General features: G+C 40.6%; 14 protein-coding genes and 1 pseudogene. All 15 read left to right on the top strand.

Annotated elements, in window-relative coordinates; translation table 11 throughout:
- Positions 1–27: 27 nt before the first annotated feature.
- The 15 genes and pseudogenes from DDV21_RS07890 to DDV21_RS07820 all read left to right on the top strand — a co-directional run bounded on the left by DDV21_RS07890 (position 28) and on the right by DDV21_RS07820 (position 17,208).
- Complete coding sequence (locus DDV21_RS07890; protein WP_116877778.1) at positions 28–1,392, top strand: DUF4832 domain-containing protein; 1,365 nt, start codon at positions 28–30, stop codon at positions 1,390–1,392.
- Between the two features lie 33 nt (positions 1,393–1,425).
- Positions 1,426–2,439 (top strand): UDP-glucose 4-epimerase GalE, encoded by a 1,014-nt coding sequence (gene galE, locus DDV21_RS07885; RefSeq protein ID WP_116877777.1) that lies wholly within the window; start codon positions 1,426–1,428, stop codon positions 2,437–2,439.
- Between the two features lie 173 nt (positions 2,440–2,612).
- Positions 2,613–3,503, top strand: a complete 891-nt coding sequence (rapZ, locus tag DDV21_RS07880) for an RNase adapter RapZ (RefSeq protein ID WP_116877776.1) — start codon at positions 2,613–2,615, stop codon at positions 3,501–3,503.
- Positions 3,500–4,477 (top strand): YvcK family protein, encoded by a 978-nt coding sequence (locus tag DDV21_RS07875; protein ID WP_116877775.1) that lies wholly within the window; start codon positions 3,500–3,502, stop codon positions 4,475–4,477. Before rapZ ends, DDV21_RS07875 begins: the two co-directional genes overlap by 4 nt.
- Positions 4,474–5,385, top strand: coding sequence for a DNA-binding protein WhiA (gene whiA, locus DDV21_RS07870; protein WP_116877774.1), 912 nt, complete (start codon positions 4,474–4,476; stop codon positions 5,383–5,385). Before DDV21_RS07875 ends, whiA begins: the two co-directional genes overlap by 4 nt.
- 243 nt (positions 5,386–5,628) lie before the next feature.
- Positions 5,629–7,026 carry a C69 family dipeptidase gene (locus tag DDV21_RS07865; RefSeq protein ID WP_116877773.1) on the top strand — a complete coding sequence of 466 codons (1,398 nt, stop codon included), beginning with the start codon at positions 5,629–5,631 and terminating at the stop codon, positions 7,024–7,026.
- A gap of 633 nt (positions 7,027–7,659) precedes the next feature.
- Positions 7,660–9,168, top strand: coding sequence for a zinc ABC transporter substrate-binding protein AdcA (locus DDV21_RS07860; protein WP_116877772.1), 1,509 nt, complete (start codon positions 7,660–7,662; stop codon positions 9,166–9,168).
- Between the two features lie 345 nt (positions 9,169–9,513).
- Positions 9,514–10,464, top strand: a complete 951-nt coding sequence (locus DDV21_RS07855; RefSeq protein WP_116877771.1) for a zinc-binding alcohol dehydrogenase family protein — start codon at positions 9,514–9,516, stop codon at positions 10,462–10,464.
- A 154-nt stretch (positions 10,465–10,618) separates the two neighbouring features.
- On the top strand, positions 10,619–11,356 hold the full coding sequence (locus DDV21_RS07850) for a polyphosphate polymerase domain-containing protein (protein ID WP_116877770.1): 738 nt from the start codon (positions 10,619–10,621) through the stop codon (positions 11,354–11,356).
- A 150-nt stretch (positions 11,357–11,506) separates the two neighbouring features.
- A complete protein-coding gene (locus DDV21_RS07845; RefSeq protein ID WP_116877769.1) occupies positions 11,507–12,190 on the top strand; it encodes a DUF4956 domain-containing protein in 684 nt (227 codons plus the stop codon).
- Positions 12,191–12,472: 282 nt separating this feature from the next.
- A pseudogene (locus DDV21_RS07840) lies at positions 12,473–12,829 on the top strand (cupin domain-containing protein).
- Positions 12,813–13,121: a cupin domain-containing protein gene (locus tag DDV21_RS07835; RefSeq protein ID WP_116877768.1), complete on the top strand. Its 309-nt coding sequence runs from the start codon at positions 12,813–12,815 to the stop codon at positions 13,119–13,121. Before DDV21_RS07840 ends, DDV21_RS07835 begins: the two are co-directional and overlap by 17 nt.
- Positions 13,122–13,813: 692 nt before the next feature.
- Entirely contained in the window at positions 13,814–14,968 is a 1,155-nt protein-coding gene (wecB, locus tag DDV21_RS07830; protein ID WP_116877767.1) for a non-hydrolyzing UDP-N-acetylglucosamine 2-epimerase, read from the top strand.
- Positions 14,968–15,756: a hypothetical protein gene (locus tag DDV21_RS07825; protein ID WP_116877766.1), complete on the top strand. Its 789-nt coding sequence runs from the start codon at positions 14,968–14,970 to the stop codon at positions 15,754–15,756. Before wecB ends, DDV21_RS07825 begins: the two co-directional genes overlap by 1 nt.
- 141 nt (positions 15,757–15,897) lie before the next feature.
- The gene (locus DDV21_RS07820) at positions 15,898–17,208 is read left to right on the top strand and encodes a glycosyltransferase family 2 protein (protein ID WP_116877765.1); all 1,311 of its coding nucleotides are present in this window, start codon (positions 15,898–15,900) and stop codon (positions 17,206–17,208) included.
- The last annotated feature ends 5 nt before the right edge of the window (positions 17,209–17,213 follow it).

Genomic DNA, 17,213 nt, shown 5'->3' with positions numbered 1-17,213 from the left:
TTTTACTGACTTAGAAAAGGCGGGATGATGAAAAAAAAAGTGCTGATAAGTTTAATTGTTCTAAGCGTTGTAGGCTTAAGTTTTTTAATTTCAACGTATTTTATGAAAAGAGCTATTTATAAAAGAAGTTTTTCTTATTCTGATGAACTGCTGGCTAACCCTTTGATGGGCTATGCACCGCCAGCTATTGAAGAGACAGTATCCGACGATATCAATTTGGTCTATGTTGACATCACTTGGAAGGAATTAGAATCTGAAAAAGGTGTGTATAACTGGGAAGCTATTGAGGAAGAAAACCAGTTCAGCAGATGGCAGGAGGAAGGAAAACACCTTGTCTTACGCTTTGTTTTAGATTATCCGTCTGATAAAAAACACCAAGATGTCCCTGAATGGCTGACTTCTGAGCTGGATGATTCAGGTGACTGGTACAATTCAGAATTAGGTAAGGGCTTTTCGCCTAATTACGGCGATGAAAACCTGATTGCTTACTACCGAAAAGCTGTTGAGGCAATGGGACAGCGCTGGGGCAACGAGGAATTAATCAGCTTTATTGAACTCGGTGGTTTGGGACATTGGGGAGAGTGGCATGTTGACCTTGAAGCAGGTATCAGACAGCTCCCTGATGCATCGGTAAGAGAACAGTATGTCGAGCCTTGGGTGGCTGCCTTTCCTAAGGCAGACTTACTGATGCGCCGTTCTTTTTCGGCAGCTGATAAATATCAGCTGGGTATTTACAATGATATGGCCGGTGATTTGGAAAGTACTGATGAATGGCTGGATTGGATTGAATCCGGCGGAGTTTACGACCAGACGGGAGAAGCAGATATTGTAGCTATGCCGGAAGTTTGGCAGGAGTCACCGATTGGCGGTGAATTTACAAGTTCTCATAGTATGAAGACCATGCTTGTCAAAAATTTAGAACAGACAGTTGAGCTTATCCGAGATTCCCATACAACGTTTCTTGGGCCTAAAATTGCTCAAAATGTTAATGATAATAAAAAAGGATATGACACTGTTTTAAAAAATATGGGTTACCGTTTGTGGCTTTCTGAAGCCGATTTGAAAGAAAATACAGATTCAACAAAACTGACAATGACCTGGCAGAATTCAGGAGTAGCGCCTTTTTACAGAAACTGGCAGGCTTATGTCTATGTTCAGGACCTTACAGGAACAGTTGTTGAAAAGGTTGAGCTCCCTCTTGATTTATCCAGCCTGCTTCCGGAAGACGAGCAAAGTCTTTCTGTAGACCTGACCACCGACGGAGTTGCAGAGGCCACCAGAAATCAGTACCGCATTTCAGTAGGGATTGTCGATCCGATGACCGGTAAAGATGCCGTACATTTTGCGGTAAAAGGCCAGGAAGAACAAGAACGTTTAGTTTTATTTGAGTAAAAGCATCTTTTTATTTAGAAAATGAGGTAAAATATGTCCATTTTAGTAACCGGCGGGGCTGGCTATATTGGCAGCCATACCGTTGTAGAACTGATTGCATCAGGATTTGATGTTGTTATTGTTGATGATTTTTCTAACAGCTCTCCTGAGGTGTTAAACAGACTGCATACAATTACCGGTCAAGACATTCCTTTTTATGAAGGTTCAATTTTAGATAAGAAACTATTGAATCAGATTTTTCAAGAGAATACCATTGAATCAGTTATTCATTTCGCAGCTTTTAAAGCAGTGGGAGAATCGGTTGCAGAACCTCTGAAATACTATCATAATAATATTACAGGTACTATTGTCCTCTTAGAAGCCATGACTGAAAATAAGGTGAAAAATATTGTCTTCAGTTCCAGCGCTACTGTGTATGGTATGAATAATATTTCGCCGCTGACGGAAGATATGCCTACATCGGCCACTAATCCTTACGGTTACACAAAAGTAATGATGGAGCAGATTCTTAATGATGTTGTTGCTGCAGATAAGGAATGGTCGCTGACTAATTTACGTTATTTTAACCCCATTGGAGCACACAAAAGCGGTTTAATTGGGGAAGCGCCAAATGGTATTCCCAATAATATTATGCCTTACATCACTCAAGTCGCAGTGGGAAGGCTGCAGGAACTCAATGTTTTCGGTGATGACTACGATACACCTGATGGTACCGGTGTTCGCGATTATATTCATGTTGTCGACTTGGCTAAGGGTCATGTCTTAGCAGTAAAAAATAATCTTGAACATAAAGGGGCTAAGGTCTATAATCTAGGAACCGGCACTGGCTACAGTGTCCTTGACTTAGTTAAAACCTTTGAAACTGTTAATCACGTAGCTATCCCTTACACTATTAAAGCCCGCCGCGCAGGCGATATCGCTACCTGTTATGCGGACCCGACTAAAGCAAAGACAGAACTGGGATGGGAAGCGAAAAAAGAGTTATCAGATATGGTTAAGGATTCATGGAGATGGCAAAGCCAAAATCCTACTGGCTATCAGAAATAACTCATAACTGTTATAAGAAAAGAAAACACGGCAGGACCGTGTTTTTATGCTATAATGGAAGTTGGAATATAGCCTGCAGCTGGCTGACATCGCAGTGATGCAGAGGCTCTATAAGGTAAAAGGCTATCAGAGACTTATCTAAGAAGTTTACAGAAAAAAATAAGGAGTAAGATATGCTTGATAATAAAACCAGTCTTGTCATTGTCACAGGAATGAGCGGTGCTGGTAAAACAGTAGCTATCCAGTCTTTTGAAGATTTGGGTTACTTTACAATTGATAATATGCCGCCGGCACTGGTTCCTAAATTTTTAGAGCTGGCTGAAACGAGTGATGATAATGACAAGGTCGCTTTGGTCGTCGATATGCGCAGCCGCCATTTCTTTAAAGAGCTGCAGAAGATTTTAGATGAAATTGAGCTGAACTCAGCTGTGGATTTGCGCATTCTTTTCTTAGATGCTACAGACAGTGAGCTGGTTTCCCGTTATAAAGAAACACGCCGCAGCCATCCACTCGCTCCCGCCGGCCGTGTCATGGACGGGATTAAGCTGGAACGTGAGCTGCTGGCACCTTTGAAAAATTTAAGTCAGAATGTTGTGGATACAACAGATTTAACCCCTCGGGAACTGAGAAAAACGATTACTGATCAGTTTTCCGGTGACAATAATCAGTCCGCTTTCCGTATTGAAGTCATGAGTTTTGGTTTCAAGTATGGCCTGCCTTTGGATGCAGATTTAGTTTTTGATGTCCGCTTTTTGCCAAACCCTTATTATGATCCGCAAATGCGGGAATTAACGGGTTTAGATCAGAAGGTTTTTGATTATGTTATGAACCATGGTGCTTCAGAAAGCTTCTATCAGCACTTGCTGAATATGCTTGTTCCTATTCTTCCGGCTTATCAAAAAGAAGGAAAATCTATTTTAACAATTGCTGTCGGCTGTACGGGCGGGCAGCATCGCAGTGTGGCTTTTGCCCACCGTTTAGCGGAAGAACTTAAAGCAAATTGGACGGTCAATGAAAGCCACCGTGATAAAAACCGCCGTAAGGAGACTGTGAACCGCTCATGAAAAAGCCTAAGATAACTGTTATTGGAGGCGGAACTGGTATTCCGGTAATCCTTAACAGCCTTCGTTTGGAAGATGTAGATATTACCGCTGTTGTGACAGTGGCAGATGACGGGGGGTCATCGGGAGAGATACGGTCTGCCATGCAGGTAACACCGCCGGGAGACTTGCGCAATGTGTTAGTTGCGATGAGTGATATGCCCAAATTCTATGAAAAAGTTTTTCAGTACCGGTTTAAAGAACAGGATGGGGCTTTAGCCGGCCACCCCTTAGGCAATCTCATTATTGCCGGTATTTCTGAGATGCAGGGCTCAACCTACAACGCTATCCAGCTTCTGACAAAATTCTTCCATATAACCGGCAAAATATATCCTTCAAGCGAGCAGGTTTTAACTCTGCATGCCGTCTTTCAGGATGGCCATGAAGTGGTTGGAGAAAGCCAGATTGCTGATTATCAGGGAATGATTGACCATGTTTACGTAACTAATACCTACAATGATGAAGTTCCTAAGGCCAGCCGCAAAGTTGTGCAGGCCATCATGCAGAGTGATATGATAGTTCTTGGTCCGGGATCACTCTTTACGTCGATATTACCTAATTTAGTTATCCCTGAGATTAGGCAGGCGCTCGTGGATACGCCGGCAGAAGTAGCCTATGTCTGCAATATTATGACCCAGTACGGTGAAACAGAGCATTTTACAGATGCTGATCACGTAGCTGTTCTTAACAGGCATTTAGGAAAGGATGTTATTGATACCGTTTTAGTCAATGTTGAAAAAGTGCCTCAGGATTATATGGATTCAAACAAATTTGATGAATCCTTGGTTCAGGTTGCCCACGATTTTCAAGGGCTGTGCCGAGCAGTAAAACGCGTGATTTCTTCTGATTTTTTACGCTTAGAAAATGGCGGTGCCTTTCATGACGGAAAATCTGTTGTAGAAGAGCTGATGAATTTGGTAAGGACTGGAAAACCATGAGTTTTACGAGAAAAGTGAAGGAAGAGATTTTGAATCTGCAGGCCAGTGATAAAAGCGAACTGTCGGCTATCATAAAAATGTCGGGCAGCCTCAGTTTGGCCAGTCAGACTCTCAGTTTGTCAATAACAACTGAAAATGCTAAAATTGCACGCCATATCTATGCTCTTACAGAAGCCATTTACCATACAGCACCTGAAGTCAGGTATCATCAAAAAACAAATTTACGCAAAAACCGTGTTTACACAGTATTCTTATCCCAGCATGTTGCAGAAATTTTATCAGATCTGCAATTGGCAGACTCATTTTTTGGTCATGCGACTGGAATTGAGCAGCATATTTTGGATGATGATGAAGCTGGGCGTTTTTACTTGCGGGGTGTATTTCTTGCCGCAGGTACTGTTCGAGATCCCGAATCAGGAAAGTACCAGCTGGAAATATTTTCGGTTTATCAGGACCATGCAGAGGATTTAGCGAATCTACTGCGCAAGTTTATGTTAGATGCCAAAGTCATTAAACGTAAAAACGGGGCTGTGACCTATCTGCAAAAGGCAGAGGATATTATGGATTTTTTCATTCTTGTCGGTGCGATGAAGGCGAAACAGGCTTTTGAGGAGACTAAACTATTAAGGGAAACACGCAATGATTTGAACCGTGCTAATAATGCAGAGATGGCCAATATAGCCAAGACTGTTACAGCCAGTATGAAGACAATCAGCAATATCACTAAAATTAAAGAAACCATCGGTTTTGATGCTCTCCCTTCTGAGCTTAGACAGGTTGCCCAAATCAGGCTGGAACATCCGGATTATTCTCTGCAGGAGATTGCCGACAGGCTTGATACGCCTTTAAGCAAAAGCGGTGTTAATCACCGTCTGCGTAAAATTAACAGTATTGCAGCTGACTTGTGATATCTTTCAGCTGCAGCCTGAAAGCCTGTTCTGCTTGTTTGTTGTTGTCAATAGATTTGTTAAGGCTCTCATAGTTTTAAGCAGTTCTCACTATTCCATTTAGACTAGAAGGTGAAATAAGCTCTTAATTTCTGCCAAATTAAAAGTTTATCAGTAAAAAAGAAAACAGTAGACCAAGTGCTGTCTTGCTTTGATTTCAGCAGGAACAGCTAGTAGAAAATAAAATAATAAAAGGAGAAAACAATGGGCTGTACAACAGTTTTAGTTGGGAAAAAAGCAAGTTATGATGGTTCAGCCATGATTGCCAGAACAGAGGATTCACAAAACGGCAGTTTTTGTCCGAAAGCATTTAAAGTCATTCAGCCAAAGGAACAGCCTAATGAATATAGATCAGTTTTATCATCATTCAGGCTGACACTGCCCAGTCAGGCTTTAAGCTATACCTCTGTCCCTAATGCTCTGCCTGATGAAGGCATTTGGGGAGAAGCAGGAATTAATGAAGCCAATGTTGCTATGAGCGCAACTGAGACAATTACCAGCAATGCGCGTGTTCTTGGAGCGGATCCGCTGGTTGCATCAGGTATTGGTGAAGAAGATATGCTGACTCTTGTTCTGCCTTATATCCGTTCTGCAAGAGAAGGAGTTGAGCGCTTAGGAGCCTTGCTTGAGCAATATGGAACCTATGAAGCTAATGGGGTGGCTTTTGCTGATTCCGATGAAATCTGGTGGCTGGAAACTGTTGGCGGACACCGCTGGATTGCCCGCCGTGTTCCAGATGATACCTATGTCACAAATCCTAATCAGCTTGGGATTGATTATTTCGAATTTAATAATCCCAATGATTACCTCTATGCCAGTGATCTGCGGCATTTTATTGAAGAACATCATTTAGATTTAACCTACAACCATGAACATTTTAACCCGCGCTATGCTTTTGGCAGCCAAAGCGATAAAGACCGCCGCTATAACACCCCGCGTTCATGGGCTATTCAGCGTTTTCTAAATCCTGATTTGCAGCAGGATCCGCAGTCATTTTTCCAGCCTTGGTGTCAAAAACCCTACCGTAAAATAACCATAGAAGACATAAAATATGTCTTAAGCAATCATTATCAAGATACAGTTTATGACCCTTACGGCCTTACAGGTGATCAGACAAGCCGGCACCGTTTTCGTCCTATTGGGATTAATCGGACAAGTCAGACAGCCATCCTGCAAATACGGCCTGACCAGCCCAAAGAAACGAGGGGCATCCAATGGCTGGCTTACGGATCAATGCCTTTTGCCACTATAGTCCCTTTCTTTACACAGGTCAGCAAAACACCTGCTTACTTTGCAGAAACAAAAGCTGAGGTATCAACAGACAGTTTTTATTGGGCTAACCGGCTGATTGCAGCCCTTGCTGACAGTCATTTCCAGCAGCATGAAGATGATATTATGGCTTATGTTGAAAAAACAATGGCACAGGGGCATGCTATGCTTAATCGGGTTGATTGCGCTTTGGCAAAAGATGGAAGCATAGATTTTGAGGCTGAGAATCAAGCAATGAGTGACTTTGTTGAAGAAGCGACTCAAGATTTGCTAAATCAGGTTCTTTTTCGAGCCAGCAATCTTATGACCAACCATTTTTCTGCAAGCGACTGAAAAAAACTACAGATTGGTTTAACTGCCAGCTGCAAATAAGCTGATTGGCGTTTGTATCTGGAGAGTGGGGCAAAATTGTCATTTATAAGGTATCAGTTTTCCCCCTTCTTTTTCTGGATTGGTGCTGACTTTTTCATAGGAGATGATCCGGACTACGACTGGAAGTGCAGAAGCTTAAACCTTATCAACATCAATAGTTTGATATTGTGTTTGTCATATAACCCATCTTTTTAGAAAAATTTAGGAAAGAACTTTACGAGTGCTGACCAATCATGCCATTTTGGCTATTTGATAAAGACTAAGCTGATTTGAGGTATTACCGCACTTAAAACTGTTGCTAAAAGGAACATAGTTGGATATTAAGACACTGTTATTCAGGACCTATAGTGAGACTGAGAGTGCTCTCTTTCTTGTTCCCGGTAGCACTAAGATATGTATTTTCATTGCTGCTGAGGCAGCTTTTTTACATTGGCAGTGAATATAGCTGGTTCATTTATTTGATTTGGAAAATGAGACAGCTAAAGTCATAAAAAAGACTGCTGATATAAGATTTAAAAAAAATAGTGACAAATCAGAAAAGTTATGATATACTTAACTGGTAAATAATTAACCAGTTAATAATAAGGAGGCAATATGAAGAAGCAATTGGTATGGTTACTTAGTTTGGTCAGTTTGTTCATGCTTGGTTTCGCACTGCTAAGCAGACAGGTCTTTGCAGATGATAAACTTGATGTTGTGACCACCTTTTACCCTGTTCACGAGTTCACTAAAGCGGTTGTAGGAGATGAAGGAAAAGTCAGCATGCTGATTAAGGCTGGAACAGAACCTCATGATTTTGAACCGACAACCAAAAATATCAGGACAATTTCTGATGCAGATGCTTTTGTTTATCTGGATGATAATATGGAAACATGGGTCCCGGATATCAAAAAATCTTTGAATTTGGATGAGCAGACAGCTATCAAAGCAACCGGTGATATGCTGCTTATGGCTGGCAGTGAGGAAAGTGAAGAAGAAGGCCATGAAGGACATTCTCATGCTTATGATCCCCACGTCTGGCTTTCACCTAAACGAGCTGTGACACTAGTCGAGCATATCCGTGATGGTTTGATTCAAAAATATCCTGATAAAAGTGCTGTGTTTACAGAAAATGCTGCAGCTTATATTGAAAAGCTCAATCAACTGGATCAAACCTACACAGAGGCTCTGTCACAAGCTAAGCAGAAAAGTTTTGTAACCCAGCATGCAGCCTTTGGCTATTTAGCATTGGACTATGGCTTGGAGCAGATTCCGATTACTGGTGTCTCTGCTGAAACAGAGCCCAGTGCTAAACGTTTGGCCAGTCTGGTAAAATATGTTAAAAAATACGATATTAAATATATTTACTTTGAAGAAAATGCTTCAAGCAAGGTTGCTAAGACATTGGCAGATGAGGCAGGAGTAACAACACAAGTGCTTAATCCGCTGGAAAATTTAAGCAAAAAGCAGATTAAAGCCGGAGAAGATTACTTTTCTATCATGGAAGCCAACCTGAAAGCTCTGCGCTTGACAACAGATGTTTCAGGAAAAACAATCAAGGCAGAAACCGACACGAGCAAAACAGCAGCTAACGGTTATTTCGATGATGCTGATGTGACAGATCGCTCCCTTAAAGACTGGAGCGGTGAGTGGCAGTCAGTCTATCCGTATTTGACAGACGGAACACTGGATGAAGTCTGGGAGTATAAAGCTAAAGCCAATAAGGATATGTCGGCGGAAGAATATAAATCTTACTATACAACCGGCTACCAAACAGATGTTGAAAAAATAACAATTAACGGTAAGAAAAAAACAATCAGTTTTGTTCAAAACGGTCAGGAGCACACTTATACCTATAAATATAAGGGATATGAAATTTTAACCTATAAAAAAGGAAACAGAGGAGTGCGTTACCTTTTTGAAGCGACGGATGATAATGCAGGAGAATTCAAATACGTGCAGTTCAGCGACCATGGGATTTCCTCACAAAAAGCAGAGCATTTCCACTTGTACTGGGGCGGAGAAAGTCAAAAGAAACTCCTGGAAGAACTGGAGAATTGGCCGACTTATTATCCAGCCGATCTGAGCGGACGGGAAATTGCTCAAGAAATTATAGCTCATTAAGCCAATAAACACAAGTTATTTTGCCTGAGAGCAGAATAAGAAGGAGAATAGGACAAAAATCGGTAAATTGTCATAAAATGATGATTTACCGATTTTTGTCAACTCCCAATTTATAAGTGATTAGTTTGGTATAGTGATTTGTTTATTAGTTTAACCGTCATTCTTTTCTTAGAAGACGGTCAGCCAGCTTCTGTGTTTTAAGTTTAAAGACATAGTTGGCAAGCTTTTATCTTAGAGTTGTTTTGAAATAAAACTTGTCCAAGAAGTTTCTCAGCTTGATCTTTAGTGGTTTTTTTCTGTCGTTTGATGTAAAATGAAAGAAAAACGAGGAAAGGATAGTGTCCTATGAAAGCAGCAGTTGTTTATCAGGCTGGAGGCCCACAAGTGCTTACAATAGAGGAAAGGAGCAAACCACAGCTTAAGGAGGGCTGGAGCCTGATTAAAGTCTTGGGGTTTGGTCTCAATCATTCTGAAATTTTCACAAGACAGGGTCTGTCTCCCAGTGTCTCCTTCCCGCGTATTTTAGGTATTGAGTGTGTTGGTGAAATCGTTGAGAGTACAGCCCCCCAATTTCAAGTTGGGCAAAGGATTATCTCCATTATGGGAGAGATGGGGAGGGATTTTGATGGTTCTTATGCAGAATATACACTGCTCCCCAATAATCAGATTTACCCAATAGAGAGCCGGCTCCCGCTGGAACAGCTGGTTGCTTTGCCGGAAACCTATTATACCGCTTACGGTGCTTTTAAAAATCTGCAAATCCAAGCTGGAGATGTCACTCTGGTTCGGGGGGCTGCTTCCGGTGTGGGGATTGCTATGCTGAGATTAATTAAAGCTAGATTTCCGCAAAACCACGTTTATGGCAGCAGCCGCAGTTTATCGAAAGAGCCTGAACTTCTGGAGAAAGGTTTTGATGGGGTTATTTTAGATCAGCAAAACAGGCTGCAGACAGATAAAATGTTTGATAAAATCTTAGAATTGGTTGGACCGGCATCAGTAAAAAATTCTTTTGATCATATCAAGGAACACGGAATTGTCTGCTCTAACGGTCAGCTCGGCGGCAAATGGTATCTGGAAGAGTTCGATCCTATTATGGAGCTCAAAAATAATAGTTACTTGACCAGTTTTTATTCCGGTAACGTCAGCCAAAAGAAAATACAGGATCTTCTTGACTACGTATCTGATTATCATGTTGATACCCGTCCTGAGAAAATTTTTTCTCTGGAACAGATTGCCGAAGCCCACAGTTACCTGGAAAGCAGCTCAGGTTTGGGCAAGGTGATTGTCCTTAACTAAATTGTAAAAGACAGTTATCTAACTGTTTTTTTTGTTTAATAAAAAAATAAGGAAAAGACTGTATTCTAATAAACATGATTTCATTAACAAAATGAGTTTAATGTTTGATTTACTTTTAAAAGTAATATGATATTAGAAACAGAGGAATATAAAGATGGTTAGAGAATTTGAAACCAGTTTTAAACGTATCGAAACCAAGTATATTGTAGCAGCTGAAGAGTTATCAGCTCTGCTGGCGGATTTAAAAGAGTATTTGGCAGAGGATGATTTTCCGAGATCGACTATTACAAATATTTATTTTGACAATCAGGATTTTCAAGTGATACGAGATTCAATTGACAGAAAAAACGGCCGTGAAAAAGTTCGGATGCGTACTTACGTTGCGCATCCGACAGCGAATAGCCGCGTTTTTCTGGAACTGAAGAAAAAAGATAAGGAGGGAGTCGGCCATAAATACCGAATTGCTTCGGATTTGCAGTCAGTTCTTCAGTTTATGGAAAACGGCAGAACTACCAATGCCACTGTTGATGATAAGGAACTGATTGATGAATTAACTTCATTAAAAAAGCGTTATACTGCCCTAAGTCCTAAAATGTATATTTACTATGAACGCTATTCTTTGAAAGAAAAACATTCTCTTGAAGGCTATCCGCAGACAAAGGTTCGGGTAACAATTGACCAGAATCTGATTTACCGGGATTATGATGTAACGATGCTGGAAGACCGCTATGGCAGAGATTTAGTAGGCGAAGGGAAAGTTATCATGGAAATTAAGGCACCGGGAGAACAGCCAGTCTGGCTTCAAGAGATTATAAAAAAATATGAGCTTGAACCGACTTCCTTTTCTAAATACGGAACCGCTTATCGCAAGTCGCAAGGGATTTTACAGTAGGCTGAAGACAGATGTTTATCAAAATAAACGGCTGCTTTTATTATGTTTTTTGATATTGTTGCCTGTTTGGTGAAGGAGCTGTTTTCTTATCCGCGCTTTATCTTATATCAATCAGGCTTAGTACAGGAGCAGTAAGAAAGGAAAGCAACAATGACAGAATTATTTGACAGCGTTTATACGCAAACGACAGCAGCAGTTGAACCCAAAATGCTGTTCTTATCTTTGATGACCAGTCTCATTTTAGGTGCGGCTCTCGCTTGGGTTTACAAATACCGGACCTTCTACACAAAAGAATTTGTGGTCACTTTGATCCTGCTTCCAAGTATCATCAGTTTAATCATTTTTCTGGTCAACGGCAGCTTAGGAACCAGTGTAGCCGTCGCAGGAACTTTCAGCTTAGTGCGCTTTCGCTCGGCTGCTGGAGGGTCAAGAGAACTGCTGTCTCTCTTTCTATCAATGGCTGTCGGTTTGACAGTCGGTATGGGATATCTTTTGTTAGCCCTTTTATCAACTTTGGTTTTTCTTATTATCTGGCGGCTTATGGAAAAATTCTCCCTTTTTAACAGTCAGCAAACACGGCGCTATCTCACAGTGGAAGTGCCTAAAGAAAAGGAAGAAGAGATGCGTATCAGTACAATACTGAAAAACAGCTGCAGCAGCTCAGATTTAATTTCTGTCAGCAGCTCTAAAGAGGGAAGCTACCTGCGTTTGGATTACGAAGTTGATTTGAAGTCCGGAGTTGATGATTATTCTCTCACTAATCAACTGCTTCACAGTGTTAACCGCATTGATCTTTCATTAACTAAAAAACCAAAAAAGAAGAAAAATCTTTAAAATCTGCATTTTTGAAGGAGGCTGCTTCTTTTGCAGTATGTGTTAATCAATTTTGACTATAACTGTGATCAGGATAAAGGGTAAGGAAGTTTTCTTACTCTTTTTCTGGCTTAGACAGTCAAAAAATATGATAAAATAATTTCTGGTATGGACTATAGACTATAATACCACTCATCTGGCGTCCCTTTTTAGTTCTTTACCTAAATATGTTATTTTTCAGTAAAAAATACAAACATTTATATACTGTTGCATATGCATCGCAAAAGCGAAAGGAGAGAGGTTATGGCCTACATTGAAAAAATTAAACATGCGCAAGTTCTCGATTTAAGAAAAGAGGTTCCTATAGAAGAAGAACAAATATTGTCCCGGACCTTAGTTCAGCGCAAAGATTTAGGGATTACTGTATTTTCGCTGGACAAGGGGCAGGAAATTGGACGCCATACAGCAACGGGAGATGCAATGGTCAATATTTTAAGCGGCGAAGCTAAAATTACAATCGATTAGGAAGAATTTTTAGTTGCGGCGGGCGAAACGCTTATTATGCCAGCAAATATCCCGCACTCTCTGTACGCACAAGAAGCTTTTCAAATGTTGCTTACTGTTGTAAAAAAGAGGACTGACAATGAAAATAAATCTTAATCAGATGGTTGATTACCACGATGCTCAAATCACCAGCCGCTCCTTATCGAAAAAACTTGGTCTTACAGCTCCGATAATGATTTATGCCATGGATAAAGAGGAAACAATCAGCGGTGAACAGAGTCCGCAGACAAAGCTTATTCAGGTTTTAGCGGGCTGTTTAGAAGTCACGATGGGCGATGATGAAGCTCCTCAAAAATTAACTGCTCAGGATTTGCTGGTCATTCAGCCTCAGCAGCTTCATGCCTTCAAAGCTGCCCAAAAATGTAAATTTCTGCAAATAGAATTATAACAGAACTTTTGCAGCAGGAAACACAATTGCATGAAACACAGGCAGCTTACTGTTATTTGTAGCTGCCATCTTGCCGGCCGACCGCACCTCTGGCAGGGGTGGCCTACGAAATCTAAGATTTCTGCCTTACCGCCATTTTTATACAGATTTTTGAACGGCGCTTGTATCTTATGAACTGAACATGGCCTAAAGCTGTGAGAAAAAGAGACGCCATCGTTGGAAGCGTTAGCGGCTTACGAGTGTGACTGATCTGTGAGTACAGCCTTCCCTTGAGTCGGCGATCAGACTCCTATTTTCTCTTTGCGTTTTGACGGTCTTTATATTTTTTTAACTCCTTAAATGTTGTTTACCAGCAATTTAAGGAGTTTTCGTTTTATTTTGTAAAAAAAGACTGCTAAAATTTCTTCTTTCTCATGGAATGAGGCGAAATATTACAAACGTATGACAGAAAACTGAGTAATAAAGCCGTAAACCTTTGTTATATAAGGGTTTTTGCAAACAAATAAATCTAAGAGAGCAAAGGTGTTTTTTTAACTGACTAGAAATATAAGAATCATTTATTTTTAATATTTCTGTGAGATAATCACCAAAGTGCTTTTTGATCTTTGATTATTAAGGTGTTTTTATTAAGTAATAAATTAATCAAAGTGTAAAATTGACTATTAATTTGTAAGGAACAATCTCGTAAGACTATGAAAAAAGTGAAGGTAATGCTCGTTTTTGGGACAAGACCGGAAGCGATTAAGATGGCTCCTCTTGTTCATCAGTTAAAAAAGCAGGCAGATTTATTTGAAGTTGTCACAGTAGTTACCGGCCAGCACCGGCAAATGCTGGATCAGATTTTAAAGACGTTTGCTATTACAGCCGACTATGATTTGGATATTATGAAAGCCAATCAGGGCTTAACTGATATTACTGCTAATATTCTTATAAAATTAGATCCTATTTTAAAAGAGAGCCGGCCGGATTTGGTTCTTGTCCACGGTGACACGACAACTACTTTTGCGGCTGCAGCAGCAGCATTTTACAATCAAATTAAGGTAGGCCATGTTGAGGCGGGCCTCAGAACGTGGAATAAATACTCTCCTTTCCCTGAGGAAATGAACAGACAGCTGACAGATGTTTTGGCAGATCTTTATTTTGCTCCTACAGAGGAGAGCAAGCATCATTTGCTGAAAGAAAATCATGCTGAAGAAAATATTTTTGTGACGGGCAACACTGCAATTGATGTTTTAAGTCTGACAGTTAGAAAGGATTACCGGCATCAGCTTTTGGACAGCTGGCCTTCTAATCGTAAAATGATTTTAGTCACCATGCATCGGCGTGAAAACCAGGGAGAGCCCATGCGGCAGGTGTTTAAAACATTAAAAGAAATCGCAGACAGCCGTGACGATATCAGTATTGTTTATCCTGTTCATCTCAGTCCGGCAGTTCAGAAAACAGCAGAAGCCGTTCTCAGCCATCACGACCGTATTCATCTTATTCCCCCTTTAGATGTTGTTGATTTTCATAATTTTGCTGCCAGAAGCTATTTTATTATGTCAGATTCGGGCGGTGTGCAGGAAGAAGCACCTTCTCTGGGCAAGCCTGTCCTTGTCCTGCGTGATACAACAGAGCGTCCTGAGGGTGTTGCAGCAGGTACTTTAAAACTTGTTGGAACAAAACCTGCTGACATCAAAAAAGCTGCAACAGAGCTGCTGACAAATTCAGACAGCTATAAGCAAATGGCACAGGCCTCTAATCCCTATGGTGATGGAAAAGGCGCTATCCGTATTGCTCAGGCTATTGCATATTATTTTGGCTTGTCAGATGAGAGACCTGCTGATTTTGGGATAAAGGAGTCATAATGTATCAAAAGAAATACCTCGTTTTAGAAACACTTGGTCTCATTTTGCTGAGCGCAGCGCTTATTATCTTTACTTTTGCTCTTGCTGATGGCTTTTTATATGAAATTTTGATTTTACTGATTCTTGCCTTGCTGAGCGCTGTTTTTCTCAGCGATATGATGGTGACTTGGCTGGTCTTATTTTCACTCGCTCTTTCGACTATCATCTTGGTTGCCGGTGTTGTCTACATTCCGTTTTACCAAAGATTTCTGCTCGCAGCCACTTTTCCTCTTATTCTGGGGCTGACTAAGCGGCTGGCCTATCAGCATCATTTGCGTTTATCTAAAGTCAAAGATGAAACACAGAAGGCCTATGATTACTATCGGGATTACACAGAAATGATCGAAACTGAAAGTGAAGCAGAGTTGCAGCTTTACCTTTTGCACTGGGCCCATAATGATTATTTTGAACAAATTCATTCTAAAGAATTCCGCCGGATGTTAAAACGAATTAAAATGGCTTTATATAAATATTGCAATTACGATTCGAAGATTTTTTATTTATCAGACGGAGATTTTATTATTCTGTCGTCTGACAGCAGTCTGGACTTCCGGACGTTTTTTCAGCAGCAGGTTTTGCCTGAACTGGCGACCCTGCATTTTCGAAACAGTAAGAGCCTTCACGAGATTCAGTATCAGGGAGGCTATATCTTGATTAATAAAGCTAACCTGCAAGAATATCGAGATCTTGATGATGTCTTAAATAATTTGCTCAGACAGCTGGAGACAGATATCATCGTTGAGTATTGAGAAGGAGTCCTATGTTAACAAATATTTTCTTCATTTTTGCCTTAGTGCTGAGTTTATTCTTTGCAAGCTGTTTTCTGATTTTATTCATTTGTTATCTGGTCATTTTTAATAAAGTCAATAGAAATTTTAAGGTGGTTAAACATGATTAGTCAGATTATTATGATAATAACGCTGGTTTCAATCTGGTTTTCGCTGGCATGGAGCCTGATGACCTTATCATCAGCAACACATTTTTGGCTGAAACACAGTAATTTCAAGGTTAACACTGATCCTTTAGAAGAGTATCCTATGGTGACAATTGTTGTTCCGGCTCATAATGAAGATGTCGTCATTGCTCAGACAGCCAGCGCTATTTTAGACATGAACTATCCGCATGATAAAGTAGAACTTTTGTTATTTGCTGATAACTGTGATGACAATACCTACTCAGAATGTCTGAAAGTAGAAGCACTGCCTCAATACGCTGGCAGAGATATCACCATTATTGACCGCAAAGGGACAGGCGGAAAAGCCGGTGTCCTTAATGACGCTTTAAAAATGGCCAAAGGTGACTATATCTGCGTTTACGATGCTGATGCCATGCCTGAAAAAAATGCTCTGTATTTTTTAGTTAAAAAGGTTTTAGAGGATCCTGAACGGCATGTAGCAGCTTTTGGACGTAACAAAACACGCAATGCTAAGCAAAATTTTTTAACACGCTGTATCAATCAGGAAATTGTTGTTACTCAGCGTATTCAGCATGTTGGGATGTGGCACCTCTTTAAAATCGGCCGTATTCCGGGGACGAATTTTATCATCAACAGCGATTTTGTCAAAAGTATCGGCGGCTGGCGCAACGGTGCCTTGACGGAAGACACAGATATCTCTTTTAAAATTATGCAGAGCGGAAAACTGATCGCCCTTGCATATAATTCTGAGGCTTTTCAGCAGGAACCTGAGACAGTAAAGACTTATTATATGCAGCGCAAACGCTGGGCTAAAGGTAATTATGAAGTGGTTCTTGCTAATTTTAAGCACCTTTTTGATAGAAGCAATTGGCGAGTAAAACTGGAAGTCTTTTATTATTCCTGTACTTTCTTTTGGTTCAATGCAGCGATTATTTTGTCCGATCTCGTTTTTCTGGCTAATATTATTGCAATGGCAGTTCATCTGTTTGTGCCGGATGTAAGACTTCCTTTTACCTTTGACTCAAGCAATATTTACATTACACAACTGATGCTGTTTAACTGGATATTAATGATTCTGCTTTACCTTCTGCAAATTAATATTTCTTTAGCCACTCAGTTTGGACAGGCTACAGTAAGACAGGTTTGGCTGGCTCTGGCTGCCTATTTCACCTATGCACAGTTGTTTATTATTGTATCTATTGATTCCGTTATTTCTGTAACGCTGGATAAAATCTTCCGGCGCGATGGAACGAAGTGGGTCAAGACAAAACGATTTGCAGGTTAGGAGAA

The organism is Streptococcus chenjunshii (assembly GCF_003086355.1).
Classification (GTDB): domain Bacteria; phylum Bacillota; class Bacilli; order Lactobacillales; family Streptococcaceae; genus Streptococcus; species Streptococcus chenjunshii.
This window is presented reverse-complemented; position numbering and strand designations above follow the sequence as displayed.